Origin of the sequence: Nonomuraea sp. N2-4H, from assembly GCF_045291505.1 — a bacterium.
In the GTDB taxonomy this organism is placed as follows: domain Bacteria; phylum Actinomycetota; class Actinomycetes; order Streptosporangiales; family Streptosporangiaceae; genus Nonomuraea; species Nonomuraea fastidiosa.
In genome coordinates this window covers 1628298-1642666 of sequence record NZ_CP147987.1, presented here as the reverse complement: position 1 = coordinate 1642666, position 14369 = coordinate 1628298, and the positions used below count along the sequence as shown (strand labels likewise).

The following is a 14369-nucleotide window of genomic DNA, read 5'->3' as shown; positions in this document are numbered from 1 at the left end:
AGGGCGGGCGACGGGATAGCTTAGGCGGGTGCGTGTGGAGCGGCTTCATCCGTGGCCGGCCGGCATCGCGGAGGCCGAGGCCATCCAGGACCGGCTGAGGTCCAGGGTCGAGCTGACCGGGCCGGACACGTTCACGCTGGTCGCGGGGCTCGACGTGCACTACAGGGGCGGCGACGCGCTGACGGCCGCCGTGGTCGTGCTGGACGCCGCCACGCTGGAGCCGGTCGAGCAGGTGGTGGCGCACGGGGAGGCGGCGTTTCCGTACGTGCCGGGCCTGTTCGCCTTCCGCGAGCTGCCCGCGCTCGTGACCGCGCTGGAACGGCTCACGACCACGCCCGACCTGCTGGTCTGCGACGGGTACGGACTCGCGCACCCGCGCGGCTTCGGCCTGGCGTGCCACCTGGGCGTGCTGACCGGGCTGCCGTCGCTCGGCGTGGGCAAGACGCCGTTCGTGGGCACGCACGAGCCGCCCGGGGAGGAGCGCGGCTCCTGGACGCCGATCGTGCACGAGGGCGCCGTGGTGGGGCGCGCCCTGCGTACGCGGCGGGGCGTCAAGCCGGTGTACGTGTCGCAGGGCCACCGCATCTCGCTGGACGTCGCCACCGAGCAGGTGCTCCACCTGGCCGCCCGCTACCGCCTGCCCGAACCGATCCGCCACGCCGACCACCTGGCCCGCCACCCCTGACGCCCCGCCCACCGGTATCTGGCCAACCCCCTGACGCCCCGCCCATCGCTCCCTGGCCGACCCCCTGACGCCCCGCCCATCGCTCCCTGGCCGACCCCGTGACGCCCCCGTCGGCCGTGACCCGCCCGGCTCGGCCAGGTGCGCCCGTACGGCCACCCGGGCCCGGTCCCCGTGCGGTCCGGGCGGCCGCGTCCCGGAAGGGTCAGCGGCGCCAGGACCAGACCACGAGCCAGATGCTGAGGCCGAACAGCGTCATTGCGAGCGGCACGTGCAGCGCCATCGCCCCGGAGCCGCCCGCCGCCGACTGGACGAACCCGAGCAGCAGCACCGCCGCGCTCGCCACCGCCGGCCACCCGGCGCCCCGCCCAGGCCGCCACAGCAGCACGCCCGCGACGAGCAGGGCCAGCCCCAGCAGGTGCACCGCGAACGACCCCAGGCCGTGCAGGTCCCCCGCTCCCCCGCTCATGAGCTGCCCGGCCGTCACCGCCTGGAGCAGCACGACGAGCGCGTTGAGCGCGGCGACGACCTTGAACGTGGTTGCGTACCCGCTCTTCTGTGCGACCTCGGTGACCACTCGACTTCTCCTTCTGACCGACCGCTGAACGAAGAACTTCAGCATCTCGGCGGGCGGCGCTGCGGGCATCCGCCGTACGTCGCGATCGCCTCTACACCACCGGTCGTACGCGCGGTCAGCCCCGGCCGTGCGCGCCCGACGCGGCCAGCGGCGGGAGTATCGCCTGGGCGTCGGCGCCGCCGAACCACAGGCCGATCACGAAAGCCGCCGTCGCCTCCAGCAGCATCGCCCGGTCGAGGCCGCCGCCGTCCACGGGGGTGCAGCCGAGGTCGGCGACCAGCGTGCGGGCGGCCGCCAGCGCCTCCTCGTCGTCGCCGCACAGCGGCACCGCAAGCGGCCGGCCGTCGAACACCGGCGGAGTCATCCGCCACACGTCCACGTGGCACAGGTTGAACGCCTTCACCACGTGCCCGCCGGTGACGTCGGCGATCAGCCTGGCGATCGGGCGGGTGGGGTCGTAGGCGTAGATGTCGGCGGTGTTGACGACGTCGATGAGCGGCTTGCCGCGCAGGGCCGTACCGGTGGCTCTGAGCGTGTCCAGCAGACCCGCCTCCCTGACCGCCACCATGACGACCTCGCCGAACGCGGCCGCCTCCCCGAACGACCCCGCCTCCACGCGCCCGGCTCCGGTCGCGAGGCTGTCGGGCGAGCCGCCCCGACGAGCGGGGGTGGTTGCGGCGATCCCGCGCTCGGCGGAAGCGACCGCCCCTTCAGCGGCGACGGCGCTCTCGGCGGCCGTCCGGTCGGCGGCGGCGGTCATGGTGGCGGCTCGTTCGGCGGTGCGTGCCGCGTCGCGGCCGCTGATCATCACCGCGTGCCCGGCACGTGCCCACTGCGTGCCCAGAGCGTCCGCCATGCCGCCCGCGCCCAGGATCCCGATCCTCATATGTCATGCCCTCCTGCCATGAGTCCCCGATGTGGGGCTTTACCGTTGAGGAGGACAGTAGGAAGCACGTTGCGCACCATTCGGTGCCTATCGGAGGCCCCCGTTGTTCCTCGCCGACTGCCAGGCCAGGCTGGCCTTCGACCTGCTGGGCAACACGTGGAACGCGGTCGTGCTGTGGGCGCTGCGGCACGGCCCGCGCCGGCCGGGGCAGTTGCGCGAGGAGATCGGCGGCATCAGGACCAAGGTGCTGACCGAGACGCTGCGCCGCCTGGAGTACAACGGCCTGGTGGCCCGCCACGCCTACGCAGAGGCCCCGCCCAGGGTCGAGTACGAGCTCACGCCGCTCGGCCGCTCCCTGCTGCCGCCGATCGAGGCGTTCGGCGAATGGGCGTTCGACCACGCCGACGAGGTGATGGCGGCGCAGGAGCGGATGGATGCCATGCGTTCTCGTGACGCGCCATAGACTCAGCGTTACCAATTGACTACTCTAAGTAGTCAGTTGGAGGATGTTCCACACCGTTACCCAGGAGGTTTCATGCGATTCGCTTTGCGCAGGGCAGCCGTCGCCGTGGCCGCCGCCGGCGGCTTCATGCTGGCGACCGCGCCCGCGTCGCACGCCGTCATCGACCCGGCCGTGGTGCTCGATTGCCTCACCGCTGCCACCGACGTCGGCGGGCTGCTCGACCCGGCCGCCCTGACGACCGAGCTCCCCCTCACGGGCTGCCTGGCGCCCTGACGCGACGCCGGCCAGGGACCACCCCTCGACACCGGCACTGACGGCACCGCACACCGTCCGGTCCCAGCCATCGAAGCGCAGCAGCAAGGAGTTCCGTTGAAGGTACGAGTCCTGACGGCCGCCACCGCCCTGGTGCTGGCGTCCGGTGTGCCCCCGATCCTCGTCGACACGCTCGGCGCGCTGGATCCCCCGCTCATTGAGATGCAGACCTTCATCCAGCACATCAACGTCCTGACGTCGTAGTGCGTCTCGCGCAAGTGCCCGTGGCCGGCGCCAAGGCCGGGGCCCACTCACCGGTCCGGCACGTCGGCTATGTGATGTTCCTCAGCCGATGGATCCAGGTGCCGCTCTACCTGGGGCTGATCGTGGCCCAGGTCGTCTACGTATGGCGCTTCATGGCGGAGCTGGTCCACCTGGTCCACCTGGGCTTCGGCGGCACGCCGCCGGAGACCACCGTGATGCTGATCGTCCTCGGTCTCGTGGACGTCGTGATGATCTCCAACCTGCTCATCATGGTCATCATCGGCGGCTACGAGACGTTCGTCTCCCGGTTGCGCATCGAGGGACACCCCGACCAGCCCCAGTGGCTCTCGCATGTGAACGCCAACGTGCTCAAGGTCAAGCTGGCCATGGCGATCATCGGCATCTCCTCGATCCACCTCCTGCAGATCTTCATCAACGCGGCCCGTCCGACCATCACCGACAGGGAGCTGATATGGAAAACGCTGATCCACCTGACCTTCGTCGTCTCGGCGCTCGCACTCGCCTGGATCGACCGCATCATGGCGGGTGGGCGTCCCCTTCAGGGCACCGGCAGCAGCGAGCAGCAGCCGGGGCAGGCATCGCAGGAGCGCAGGGCCGCCGCCTAACCCGGCGGCGCGGCACATGGCGCTGCCCGGAGAGGCGGTGGCCGTGGCAATGAGACTTCCCGGGCCGTCCCGCCTCGGCGCGCGCACCATCGTGACGCGCTCCGCCCGCCTCGGTGCCGCGGTCCTCAGGACGCGGGCCTCGGCGGCGCGGGTCCCCGGGCTGGTGGGCACGGGCGTGGCGATGGCGCTGCTCGGCGGCGCCCCCGCGTACGCGCTGCCGCAACCGGCGCAGCCGCCCGCGACCACCGTGCTTCCGCAGCCGGCCGGGCCGTCCGTGAACGCCGCGGCGCCGCAACCGGCCGCGCAGCCCGCGCCGCCCGCACAATCGCAACCCCCCGCGCAGCCCGCGCCGGCCGCGCAGCCGCAACCCCCCGCGCAACCCGCGACCGCGGCGGAACCGGCACCCGCCGCAGAGCCGCCTGAGCCCGCAGAGCCGGCCGAGCCGGCCGAGCCCGCGCCGGCATCCGGCGCGACCCCGCTGATCGGCGACATCACCGTCTTCAATGACGAGATCGTCGAGCCGGTGTCGTTCCCGGTGACCACCTGTGGCGGGCTGGTGCCGGTGCTCAGCAAGTCCTCCGGGACCTGTCCCGGCGCGTCGCGGGTGTCCGACGACGACGCGTGACGCCGTGCGTGCCCGCCATCCGCGCGGGCGGGCACGCCGCATCCCCGGCCCCACGCGCCGGCGAACACGCCGCATCCACCGCCTCCACACGAACGGGCACGCCGCACCCCCCGGCCTGACAGGCGTACCGGCAGCGCACGCGGCCGGGGCAGCCGGTTCAGGGCAGAAGTGCCTCCAGTACGGCGGCGACACCGTCCTCATCGTTGGAGAGCGTGCGGCGAGGCGCCGCCGCCAGCACGAGCGGGTGCGCGTTGGCCATCGCGTAGCCCATGCCCGCGTACAGCAGCACCGCCAGGTCGTTGGGCATGTCGCCGAACGCCACGACCTCCCCCGCGCCGATCCCCCGCTCCCGGCAGAACCGGTCGAGCGTGGACGCCTTGTTCACCCCGGCGGCGCTGATCTCCAGCAGCCCCTCGGTTCCCGAGTACGTGACCTCCGCCAGATCCCCGACCTCGTCGGCGACGGCCTGGTACATCTCGTCCGCCGTGTGCGCGGGCGACATGGCGAGCAGCTTGACGATGGGCTGATCGGCGTCGAAGACCGAGGCGACCTCCCGATAGGCGGCGATGTCCTGGGCGCCCCGCCGCGTGTAGGCGGCCTCGGCCAGCACGTTCGTGCCCGTCTCCACCGCCAGGCCGGCGCCGGGCAGCGCCCTGGCCAGGGCCTCGGCGACCTTGCGGGCCGTCTCGGGGGCGAGCGGGCTGCTGCCGACCACCTCGTCGGCGGCCAGGTCGTAGACGAGGGCGCCGTTGCTGCAGATGGCGGTGCCGTTCACACCCGCCTGCCGGGCGACCTCCCTGACGCCGCGCGGCGCCCGCGCGGTGACGAAGACGATCTCGGCGCCGGCGGCGCGGGCCGCCTGTAACGCCTTCCTGGTACGCGGGCTGACGGTGCCGTCGGAAGCGAGGAGCGTGCCGTCGAGGTCGGTGGCGACAATGCGCGGAAAGGGTGCGGAGGTCACAAACGTGATTTACCAAACTTGGCTTCCTAGATCACCCCGATCGCGGCCTGTTAGGGTACGCGCGTGTCATCCGCCACTCCCTCACCGCGGCCCTCGGCGGCGCGCCCCGACGACCGGCTCGCCTCGGCGTTCCGGTTCGCCGTCGAGCTGCTGGCGTGGGTCGCCACGCCGTGGGCGCTCGCCGCGTACTCGGTGCCGCTGGCCGTGCTCTCCGTGGTGGTGCTGATCGGGCTGCCCACGGTCTTCTCCACGCCAGGCGACAAGCGGCACGTGGTGGTCGCGGTGCCGGGCTGGGTGACGATCGCGCTGGTCGTGCTGCACATCGTGGCGGCCGTGGTGGCGGCGTGGACGGTCTGGCACGCCGTGGTGGCCGGGGTGGTCACCGTGCTCGGCGTGGTGACGGTGGTGCTGGAACTGCCGCGCTGGCGCTGGCTGCTCTCCCGCTGACCGCCCGTCCGAGGTCAGAGCGCGCCCTCCCAGGACAGCAGCCCCTCCTTGGCCTCGGGCGAGTCCGCCAGCGCCGCCCGTACCGTGGTCATCGCCCGCTCGACCGCCTCCAGCGAGTCCAGCCCGCTCACCTTGCGCTCGTGCTCCCACCCTTCGAGCCCGTCGATCCGGTACGGGCACGACCACTCGCCGGTGGGCTCCTCGTAGGGCAGGCCGATCGTCACCACGACCTCACGCGGCGGCTCGGTACGCAGCACCAGCACCCGTTGGGCGATCTCGTACATGTCTGTCGAACTACCCTCCGGGATGCGGCAGAAAGACTCGTGCGCCGCGGTGGTTAGGCATCGGCCGGCTCCGTGCCTTAGGGTCGCCGGAGAGCCATCCGCGCCCGCGCCGTCCAGGGCCGCCGCCGACGCGGCCGTGAGGAAGTCGCAACATGAACGAGTCGTTCGGGACCCGCCTTCGAGCCAGGCTCGACGCCTACGGGCCACTGTGCGTGGGCATCGATCCCAGCCCCGCACTGCTGCACGCCTGGGGGCTCGACGACGCCCCGGCCGATCTTGAGCGGTTCAGCCGCACGGTGGTCGAGTCGGTCGCCGACGTGGCCGCCGTGGTCAAGCCGCAGTCGGCCTTCTTCGAGCGCTGGGGCAGCCGCGGCATCGCCGTTCTCGAGCGCACCATCGCCGACCTGCGCGCGGCGGGCATGCTGGTGCTGCTCGACGCCAAGCGCGGCGACATCGGCAGCACCATGGCCGCGTACGCGGAGGCGTACCTCGACCGGGGCAGCCCGCTGGCGGCCGACGCGGTGACGCTGAGCCCGTACCAGGGGTTCGGGTCGCTGGAGGGCGCGATCACGTCGGCGGTCGCCAACGACGCGGGCGTGTTCGTGGTGACCCGCACCTCCAACCCCGAGTCGGCCGGCTTCCAGCGGCCGGTGGCCGGGCAGGTGATCGAGGGCGCGGCCAAGGCGAACGCGGGCCACTCGCCGTTCGGGCCGGTCGGCCTGGTGATCGGGGCGACGCTCGGGCGGCTCGACCACCCGCTCGACGACCTCAACGGCCCCATCCTGGCCCCCGGCGTGGGCGCGCAGGGGGCGACGCCGGCCGACGTGGCACGGCTGTTCGGGCCGGTGCGCCACGCCGTCGTGCCGTCCGTCTCCCGTGCCGTGCTCGCCGACCCGGCGCGGCTGCGCGAGCGCGTGCTGCGCTACCGCGACGAATGCGCCGCCGCCCTGTCTCCCCAGACCGCCGCCCAGCCCTGACCCGCCTCAGACGCTCAGCCCTGACTCACCTCAGCGACGGCTGCTCAGCCCTGAGCGTCGCCCTGAGACCGTCGCTCAGCCCTGCGCGGACGCCTCAACAGCCGCTGGGCCCTGCGCGGGCGCCTCAACAGCCGCCGGGCCCTGCGCGGCGACGCTCCCAGCGCTCCTGGCCCGCGTGACCGCGGCCAGGACGGCCTGCACCGACGCCGTCAGCACCGAGGTGTCCTGGGCCGCGCCCCAGCGAGTGACGCCGCCCGCGCGCACCTCCACGTACGCGATGGCCCTGCCGCCCCTGCCGGGGTCGAGCGCGTGCTCGGCGTAGTGCAGGATGTCCACCTCGGTGCCGTCGGCGGCGAGCGCGGACGTCAGCGCGGCGAGCGGGCCGTTGCCGGTGCCGTGCAGGCGACGCCCGTCGGGCAGCGTCCCCTCGAACTCGTGCACGCCCGGCCCGGTCTCCACCGCCTTCCACTCCACCGGCGCGGCGCTCTCGCCCGGCGCGATGTAGGTGGCGTGGAACAGCTCCCACAGCTCCTCGGCGGTGATCTCCTCGCCGCTGCCGTCGGTGGCCCGCTGCACGACCGAGGAGAAGTCGATCTGCAGGCGGCGCGGCAGCTCCAGGCCGTAGCGGGTGTGCAGCAGGTACGCGATGCCGCCCTTGCCCGACTGGCTGTTGACGCGGATGACCGCCTGGTAGTCGCGGCCCACGTCGGCGGGGTCGATCGGCAGGTACGGCACGTCCCACGGCGCCTGCTCCGGCGGCACGCCCAGCTCGGCGGCGCGTTCGGCGTGGTGGGCCAGGCCCTTCTTGATGGCGTCCTGGTGGGTGCCGGAGAAGGCGGTGTAGACGAGATCGCCCGCGTACGGGTGGCGGTCGGGCACCGGCAGCCGGTTGCAATGCTCGACCACCCTGCGGACCTCGTCGATGTCCGACAGGTCCACCATCGGGTCGACGCCCTGGGAGTGCAGGTTGAGCGCCAGCGTGACCAGGTCCACGTTGCCGGTGCGCTCGCCGTTGCCGAACAGGCAGCCCTCCACCCGCTGCGCCCCGGCGAGCACGGCCAGCTCGGCGCAGGCCACGCCGGTGCCGCGGTCGTTGTGCGGGTGGACCGACAGGATCACCGCGTCCCTGCGGTCGAGGTGGCGGTGCATGTACTCGATCTGGTCGGCGTACACGTTGGGTGTGGCGATCTCGACCGTGGCCGGCAGGTTGTGGATCACGGGGCGGTCGGGCGAGGCGTCCCACAGGGCGGTCAGGCTGTTGCAGACCTCCAGCACGTAGTCCGGTTCGGTGAGGTTGAACACCTCCGGCGAGAACTGGAAGCGGATGTCGCGGTCGCCGGCCAGGCGGGCGACGTGCTCGGCGGCGTCCCTGATCATGGCGTGCAGCTCGGCCCTGTCGTGGCCGAGCACGATCTCGCGCCAGGTGGGTGCGGTGGCCGTGTAGAGGTGGACGACCACGCGGGACATGCCCTCGATGGCGGCGAACGTGCGCTCGATCAGATCGCGCCGCGCCGCCGTGAACACCACCACGCTCACGTCGTCCGGCACGACGCCCGGCGTGGCGAGGTGGCGGACGAAGTCGAAGTCCATCTGGCTGGCCGACGGGTAGCCGACCTCGATCTCCTTGTAGCCCATGCGGACGAGCAGGTCGAACATGCGGCGCTTGCGTGCCGGGTCCATCGGCTCGGCCAGCGCCTGGTTGCCGTCGCGCAGGTCCACCGGCACCCACAGGGGCGCCTCGGTGATGCGGCGCGCGGGCCAGGTGCGATCGGTCAGCGGCACCTCGACGCGCTCGTGGGCGGGGCGGTAGCGGTGGTATGGCATCGCGCTCGGACGCTGCCGGTTCCAGTCGTACATCATGTGTTCCTTCACGGTCGCTTCCTCGAGGACCGGCGGGCACCCTGACCACCGCGGCGGGGTGCCGGTCCGGTCAAGCCCCGCCGCGGCGGCCGAGAAGCAGCAGACCGTACGACGTCATGCCGGGTAGACTAACCACACCACAGGTCCTCAGACAACCTGAGAGGTTGGCGCCCATGCCGCTCGGCTCGATCCGCCCCAGCCCGCTCGTCGAGCAGGCCACCGAGCATCTGCGCGAGCAGATCACCCAGGGAGAGTGGCCGGTCGGCACCCGGCTGCCAGGGGAGAACGCGCTGGCCAAGACGCTCGGAGTGGGCCGCTCGACGGTGCGCGAGGCGCTGCGGGCGCTCGCCGGCGCGGGCCTGGTGCAGGCGCGGCAGGGCTCCGGCGTGTACGTGATCGCCGCCGAGCCGGCCGAGGACTGGCCGGCCCGGCTGCGGCGGGCCGCGATCACCGACGTGTACGAGGTCCGCGCCATCGTCGAGACCCAGGCGGCGCGGCTGGCGGCGCAGCGGCGTACCGAGGAGGACGTGGCGGCGCTGGAGGCGGCGCTGGCCGCCCGCGTCCGGGCGTCGGAGGGCGACGACGCGGCCTTCGTCGCGGCCGACATCGACCTGCACGCGGCGGTCGTGGCGGCGGCGCGCAACCCGGTCCTGTCGGACCTGTTCGCCGAGTTCGCGCCCGTACTGAAAGAGGGGCTGATCGACCTGGTCGAGATGCTGTCACTGCGCGAGCGCGACCCCAACACGGGTCACGGCACGCACGCGGCGCTGGTGGCCGCGATCAGGGACGGCGACGCGGACGCGGCGGGCACGATCCTGCAGAACGAGCTCGACCAGACCCTCGCCCGCCTCCACAGCCGCCGCCTCTGATCGATCGCCCGCTCCCGCCCCGGCCGAGCGGGCGGTCGCGTGCTGCCTCCGGCCGGGCGTGCGAAGGGCGGAGGGCCGCATGCGGCCTCCGGCCGGGCGTGCGGAGATCGGGCGGTCGCGTGCTGCCTGCGGCCGGGCGTGCGAAGGGCGGGTGACGCGGCTTCCCAGGGGGCCGCATCCCCAGGGGCCGCGTCCTTCGCCGTGCCGGAGCGGGCGCGCCCGCCGCGCGTACCGGTTCTGGTGCTGTCAGATGAGGGCCGCCTCGATGTCGCGGCGGGCCGGCATCGAGGTGCTCGCGCCCTCCCGCTGCACCGACAGCGCCGCCGCCACCGTCGCGAACTCCAGCGCGCGCGGCACCGGCATCCCCTCGGACCTGGCGACGGCGAGCGCGCCGACGAAGGTGTCACCCGCGGCGGTGGTGTCCACGGCGTTCACCTTCCTGGCGGGCACCCGGTGCCGCTCCCCCGAGCGCGAGCCGTAGAGGGCGCCCTCGGAGCCGAGCGTGATCACCGCCTCGGGCACCAGCTCAAGCAGCGCGTCGAGGGCCTCGCCGGGGCCGGTGACGCCGGTGATGGCGGCCGCCTCGTGCTCGTTGGGGACGATCGTGGTGACGGCCTCGAGCAGCTCGTCCGGCAGCGGCTGGGCGGGCGCCGGGGTGAGGTAGACGGGGACGGCGGACACCCGGGCCGCCTGGGCGGCGCCGACCACGGCCTCCATGGGGAGCTCGAGCTGGAGCAGCAGCGCCTGGGATCCGGCGATGGCGGCCAGGTCGCTCCCCGACGGCCCGGTGATCGTGCCGTTCGCGCCGGGGACGACGATGATCGAGTTGCCGCCGGAGTCGTCCACCACGATGTGCGCGATGCCGCTGGGCCCCGGCACCTGGCGCAGCCCGCGCACGTCGACCCCCGCATCGGCGAGCGTGGCGCGCATCTCGGCCCCGAAGGCGTCGTCGCCCACCGCGCCGAGGAACGCCACCTCACCGCCCGCCCGCGAAACGGCGATCGCCTGGTTGGCGCCCTTGCCGCCGGGCACGGTGCGGAAGCTGTGGCCGGTGACGGTCTCGCCACGCTTGGGGGCCCGGGAGACGTACGCGACGAGGTCCATGTTGGCGCTGCCGAATACCGAGATCATGGCTTCATCATCTCCTGTGTACGCGCGGCCAGCTCGGCGAGACTGACCCCGTCGAACCCGGTCAGGCTGCTGGCCAGGCTGTCGCGGATGCGCCAGCGCTCGGGCACGCCGCCGTTCAGCGCCCCCGCCACCGACCCCGCGGTGGCTCCCGCCGAGTCGGTGTCCCAGCCGCCGGCGACGGCGCCCGCGATGGTGGCGGTGAAGTCGCCGCGCGCGTGCACGAGGGTGGCGGCGATGAGCGCGGCGTTGTTGACGGTGTGCACCCAGTGCAGGTGGCCGTGGCGCTCGTGCAGGCGGTCGATGACGCGTTCGAAGTCGCTCTCGCGCTCGGCGTCGGCGACGGCGAGCGTGACGGCCTCGTGCAACCGCGACCCGGCGGGGACCACGGACAGCCCGGCCCGCACGACCTCCTCGGCCGACGTGGCGACCAGGGAGGCGGCGCACATCGCGGCGGTGAACATGGCGCCGTAGACGCCGTTGGCGGTGTGGGTGAGGCGGGCGTCGCGCCAGGCGTACTCGGCGGCGGTGGCCGGGTCTCCGGGGTTGACCCAGCCGTACACGTCGGCCCTGATGAGCGCGCCGATCCACTCCCTGAACGGGTTGCGCCTGGTGGCGGTCTCCGGCGGCTCGACGCCGTCGAGGAGGTTGCGGTAGGCGACCCGCTCGGCGGTGAACGTGCGCCCTGCGGGCAGCTCGTCCAGCCAGAGCTTGGCCACGTCGTCGGTGGTGAAGCCGCGGCCGTGGCGTTCCAGCACCGACAGGGCGAGCAGCGGGTAGTTGAGGTCGTCGTCCTCGGGGATGCCGTCGATGTTCTCGGCGAGGGAGTTGACGGCGCTGCGGCGGTTCCACGGCCAGCGGCGGGCGACGTCCTCCGGCAGGCCCTTGCCGGTGAACCAGCCGGTGATGGGCCAGTTGCCGGTGGACTCGGCGATCTCCCTGATGCCTTCGCGCGGGATCTTCTCGACGGGCTTGCCGAGCACGCAGCCGGCGGCCCGGCCGAGCCAGGCGCCCAGCACGCGGTCCGGGTCCACCTCGGCGCTCCCCTGCCGAGGCGCGGGCCAGTCGGGGCAGGCGGCGACGATGGCGTCCCAGTCGGACGGCTCGCCGGGCGGCGCGGGCAGCGCGGCCAGCTCGTCCAGCAGCTCCTCGGCCAGGCCGCGCAGGCGGGCGGCGCCCGGCTCGGACGCTCCGGCGCGCGGCGGCGCGTCGTGGCCTCCGGCGGCGTGCCAGCGCGCGGCGATGTCGCGGGCGTCGCGGCCGTCCTCGGCGGCCTGGCGCAGCTCGTGCCCGATCAGGTCCTCGGGCTGGACCCAGGTGAGGCGGATCATGCGCGATCGAGCTCCGCGAAGGCGGCCTCGTGGGCGCGGCGGCGGGCCACATCGGCGGCGTGCAGGCGGCGCGCGACCTCGGCGATCGCCTTGCCGGGCGCCACCAGGTCGGTACGGCTGGCCGTACCGACCTGCTCGACCCACTCGGCCGGCACGCTGGACAGCCCGCCGAGCGCGCCCGCGATGGCCCCGCCCATGGAGGCGATGGAGTCGGCGTCGCGGCCGTAGTTGACGCCGCCGAGCACGGTGTCGCGGTAGTCGCCCTTGGCGATCACCAGGAAGGCGAGGGCCAGCGGCAGCTCTTCGATGCTGTGCACCCGGCTCGGCCGCCGCGCGCCGAGCCCCTGGTCGCGGTAGGTGTCGGCGACCGTGTCGAACGGCCGGATGGCCGCGCGCAGCGCCTCGAACGAGCCCTCCCAGTGGCCGAGGCCGGAGGCGGTCTCGCAGACGGCCTCGATGGCGGCCCTGGTGCCGTCCTTGGCCAGGCGCAGGCAGGTGCCGACCACGGAGTCGGCGGTGGCGCCAGGACGCATGGCCTCGGCGACGGCGGCGGCCATCACGCCGGCGGCCTCGCGGCCGTAGCTGGACTGGTGCGCGCCGGTCAGGTCGATGGCCTCGGCGTAGGCGGCGTCGGGGTCGGCGGCGTTGACGATGCCGACGGGGGCGACGTACATGGCGGCACCGCAGTTGACGATGTTGCCGACGCCGGCCTCGCGCGGGTCGGCGTGCCCGTAGTGCAGGCGGGCCACGATCCACTTCTCGGCCAGGAAGATCCGCTGCAGCGGCAGCGCCTCGTCCTCCAGCTCGGGGATCCAGCGCTTTTCGCCGATCAGCTCGGGCACGAGGTACTCGGCCACCGCGTACGCGTCCAGGTGCCGCCCGGCCTTCTCGTACACACGGATCAGCGCGTGCGTCATGAGGGTGTCGTCGGTGATGTGGCCGTCGCCCTTGTGGTACGGGGCGATGGGGCGGGCGTTGCGCCAGTCGGCGTTGAACGGCGGCACGATGCCCTCGACGCGGCCCCCGTAACGTTCCACGATCTGTTCGGCGGTCCAGCCCTCGGTGGCGCCGCCCAGCGCGTCACCGACCGCCGCCCCCGCCACGCAGCCAGTCGCCCTGTCCTCAAGCGGCGTCATGCGATTCCCTCCGAAAGTGTGTCCGCTAGTTCGATCAGATCCCGGCCCGCCAGGTCCGGCAGGCAGCAGCCGGTGAGCGTGCGGGCCGAGGCGATCCACCCCTCCGGGATCGCCTCCAGCCCGCCGCAGGCTCCGGTGAGCGCTCCGGTGAGCGCGGGCGCCGAGTCGGCGAGCGCGGCCAGGCAGGCCGCCGCCGGTACGGCGCGGGTGAGGTCGCCGCCCGCCGCCTCGGCCAGCGCCAGCGCGGCCGGCACGGTCTGCGCGGCGCCGACGCCGTAGCTGTAGACGTGGTCGAGCAGGGCGGCGTCCAGTGCGGGGACGGCGGCGAACGCGTCGCCCGCCTTGCGCGCGGCGGCCAGCGCGAGCCGGGCGTTGTGCCCGATCGCGGTGTCCTCGGGCAGCTCGGCCAGCGCCGCCTCGACCGCCCGTCCCACCTGGCCCGAGTCGACGGCCTCGGCCACGGCGGCGGCCATCGCGCGGGCGGCGAGCACGCCGTCGTAGGCGTTCGTCACCTGGGCGTCGGGCGTGGGGTCGCGGCGCAGCACCCCGTACGCGACCGCCCTGACGGCGGCGGCGTCGTCGAAGTGGTGCGGGTTGTCGTGCCCGGACGCGGGCGGCGCGATCCCCTTGGCCAGGTTGTCCAGCGCCGTCGCGACGGAGATGCGGGCCCTGATGCTCTCCGGGCCGGTGCCGGGACGTAGCGGCACCAGCTCCGCGTACGCCTCCGCGCGGGGCCGGTCGATGGTCAGTGCCGTCCAGGCCAGCCACTCGGCGTCGTCCGACGGGCCGAGGCGCAGCGGCGCGACCGGCTGGTTGAGCGCGAACGGCACCGGCAGCGTGGTGACGCGGTGCTCCTCGGCGAACGTGTCCAGCTCGCGGTGCAGGCGGCGGCTCCAGGGCGCGTGCAGGGCCGCGCGGTGCCGGGTCGCGGGCCAGCCCGCGGCGTCACCGGCGGCGAGCCCGGCGAAGGCTCCCCTGATTCTGTCCCCCGACATATCGAT

18 protein-coding genes are annotated in these 14369 nt (G+C 73.8%); 9 read left to right on the top strand and 9 right to left on the bottom strand.

All coding sequences use genetic code 11. The features are described from left to right. Positions 1-28: 28 nt before the first annotated feature. Positions 29-685 carry a deoxyribonuclease V gene (gene nfi, locus WBK31_RS07475; protein ID WP_406674529.1) on the top strand — a complete coding sequence of 219 codons (657 nt, stop codon included), beginning with the start codon at positions 29-31 and terminating at the stop codon, positions 683-685. Positions 686-887: 202 nt separating this feature from the next. Here the strand turns inward: nfi and WBK31_RS07470 are convergent, their stop codons facing one another. Both WBK31_RS07470 and WBK31_RS07465 read right to left on the bottom strand, forming a co-directional pair. Continuing rightward, positions 888-1259 carry a hypothetical protein gene (locus WBK31_RS07470; protein ID WP_364066204.1) on the bottom strand — a complete coding sequence of 124 codons (372 nt, stop codon included), beginning with the start codon at positions 1257-1259 and terminating at the stop codon, positions 888-890. 115 nt (positions 1260-1374) lie between these two features. Further along, on the bottom strand, positions 1375-2145 hold the full coding sequence (locus WBK31_RS07465; protein ID WP_378784151.1) for an NADPH-dependent F420 reductase: 771 nt from the start codon (positions 2143-2145) through the stop codon (positions 1375-1377). 103 nt (positions 2146-2248) lie between these two features. Here WBK31_RS07465 and WBK31_RS07460 point away from each other — a divergent pair, with 103 nt between their 5' ends. The 5 genes from WBK31_RS07460 to WBK31_RS07440 all read left to right on the top strand — a co-directional run bounded on the left by WBK31_RS07460 (position 2249) and on the right by WBK31_RS07440 (position 4375). Continuing rightward, positions 2249-2608 carry a helix-turn-helix domain-containing protein gene (locus tag WBK31_RS07460; protein ID WP_364066210.1) on the top strand — a complete coding sequence of 120 codons (360 nt, stop codon included), beginning with the start codon at positions 2249-2251 and terminating at the stop codon, positions 2606-2608. Positions 2609-2680: 72 nt separating this feature from the next. Next, complete coding sequence (locus WBK31_RS07455; RefSeq protein ID WP_364066213.1) at positions 2681-2881, top strand: hypothetical protein; 201 nt, start codon at positions 2681-2683, stop codon at positions 2879-2881. A gap of 96 nt (positions 2882-2977) precedes the next feature. Continuing rightward, the gene (locus tag WBK31_RS07450) at positions 2978-3124 is read left to right on the top strand and encodes a hypothetical protein (RefSeq protein ID WP_364066215.1); all 147 of its coding nucleotides are present in this window, start codon (positions 2978-2980) and stop codon (positions 3122-3124) included. After that, on the top strand, positions 3124-3750 hold the full coding sequence (locus WBK31_RS07445; protein ID WP_364066218.1) for a TIGR00645 family protein: 627 nt from the start codon (positions 3124-3126) through the stop codon (positions 3748-3750). Before WBK31_RS07450 ends, WBK31_RS07445 begins: the two co-directional genes overlap by 1 nt. 49 nt (positions 3751-3799) lie before the next feature. Continuing rightward, positions 3800-4375, top strand: a complete 576-nt coding sequence (locus WBK31_RS07440) for a hypothetical protein (RefSeq protein ID WP_406674528.1) — start codon at positions 3800-3802, stop codon at positions 4373-4375. 157 nt (positions 4376-4532) lie between these two features. Here WBK31_RS07440 and WBK31_RS07435 read toward each other — a convergent pair whose 3' ends face one another. Continuing rightward, positions 4533-5336: a Cof-type HAD-IIB family hydrolase gene (locus WBK31_RS07435; RefSeq protein ID WP_406674527.1), complete on the bottom strand. Its 804-nt coding sequence runs from the start codon at positions 5334-5336 to the stop codon at positions 4533-4535. A gap of 63 nt (positions 5337-5399) precedes the next feature. Here WBK31_RS07435 and WBK31_RS07430 point away from each other — a divergent pair, with 63 nt between their 5' ends. After that, positions 5400-5783, top strand: coding sequence for a hypothetical protein (locus WBK31_RS07430; RefSeq protein WP_364066227.1), 384 nt, complete (start codon positions 5400-5402; stop codon positions 5781-5783). Positions 5784-5797: 14 nt separating this feature from the next. Here WBK31_RS07430 and WBK31_RS07425 read toward each other — a convergent pair whose 3' ends face one another. Next, positions 5798-6067 (bottom strand): DUF6968 family protein, encoded by a 270-nt coding sequence (locus tag WBK31_RS07425; protein ID WP_364066230.1) that lies wholly within the window; start codon positions 6065-6067, stop codon positions 5798-5800. A 152-nt stretch (positions 6068-6219) separates the two neighbouring features. On the opposite strand from WBK31_RS07425, the gene pyrF reads away from it, so the two are divergent. Next, positions 6220-7044 carry an orotidine-5'-phosphate decarboxylase gene (pyrF, locus tag WBK31_RS07420; protein WP_364066233.1) on the top strand — a complete coding sequence of 275 codons (825 nt, stop codon included), beginning with the start codon at positions 6220-6222 and terminating at the stop codon, positions 7042-7044. A gap of 75 nt (positions 7045-7119) precedes the next feature. Here pyrF and leuA read toward each other — a convergent pair whose 3' ends face one another. Then, positions 7120-8904, bottom strand: coding sequence for a 2-isopropylmalate synthase (gene leuA / locus WBK31_RS07415; protein ID WP_406675459.1), 1785 nt, complete (start codon positions 8902-8904; stop codon positions 7120-7122). Positions 8905-9077: 173 nt separating this feature from the next. Between leuA and WBK31_RS07410 the strand changes: the two genes are divergently transcribed. Then, the gene (locus tag WBK31_RS07410; protein ID WP_364066236.1) at positions 9078-9773 is read left to right on the top strand and encodes a FadR/GntR family transcriptional regulator; all 696 of its coding nucleotides are present in this window, start codon (positions 9078-9080) and stop codon (positions 9771-9773) included. A 246-nt stretch (positions 9774-10019) separates the two neighbouring features. On the opposite strand, the gene rbsK is transcribed toward WBK31_RS07410, so the two are convergent. From rbsK to WBK31_RS07390, 4 genes are read right to left on the bottom strand one after another with little or no spacing between them, the layout of a single operon-like run. Continuing rightward, the gene (gene rbsK, locus WBK31_RS07405; RefSeq protein WP_378784158.1) at positions 10020-10904 is read right to left on the bottom strand and encodes a ribokinase; all 885 of its coding nucleotides are present in this window, start codon (positions 10902-10904) and stop codon (positions 10020-10022) included. Further along, positions 10901-12232 carry an ADP-ribosylglycohydrolase family protein gene (locus WBK31_RS07400; protein ID WP_364066242.1) on the bottom strand — a complete coding sequence of 444 codons (1332 nt, stop codon included), beginning with the start codon at positions 12230-12232 and terminating at the stop codon, positions 10901-10903. The genes rbsK and WBK31_RS07400 overlap by 4 nt, the downstream gene beginning before the upstream one ends. Next, a complete protein-coding gene (locus WBK31_RS07395; protein ID WP_364066245.1) occupies positions 12229-13368 on the bottom strand; it encodes an ADP-ribosylglycohydrolase family protein in 1140 nt (379 codons plus the stop codon). Before WBK31_RS07395 ends, WBK31_RS07400 begins: the two co-directional genes overlap by 4 nt. Beyond that, the gene (locus WBK31_RS07390; RefSeq protein WP_406674526.1) at positions 13365-14363 is read right to left on the bottom strand and encodes an ADP-ribosylglycohydrolase family protein; all 999 of its coding nucleotides are present in this window, start codon (positions 14361-14363) and stop codon (positions 13365-13367) included. The genes WBK31_RS07395 and WBK31_RS07390 overlap by 4 nt, the downstream gene beginning before the upstream one ends. Positions 14364-14369: the final 6 nt, after the last annotated feature.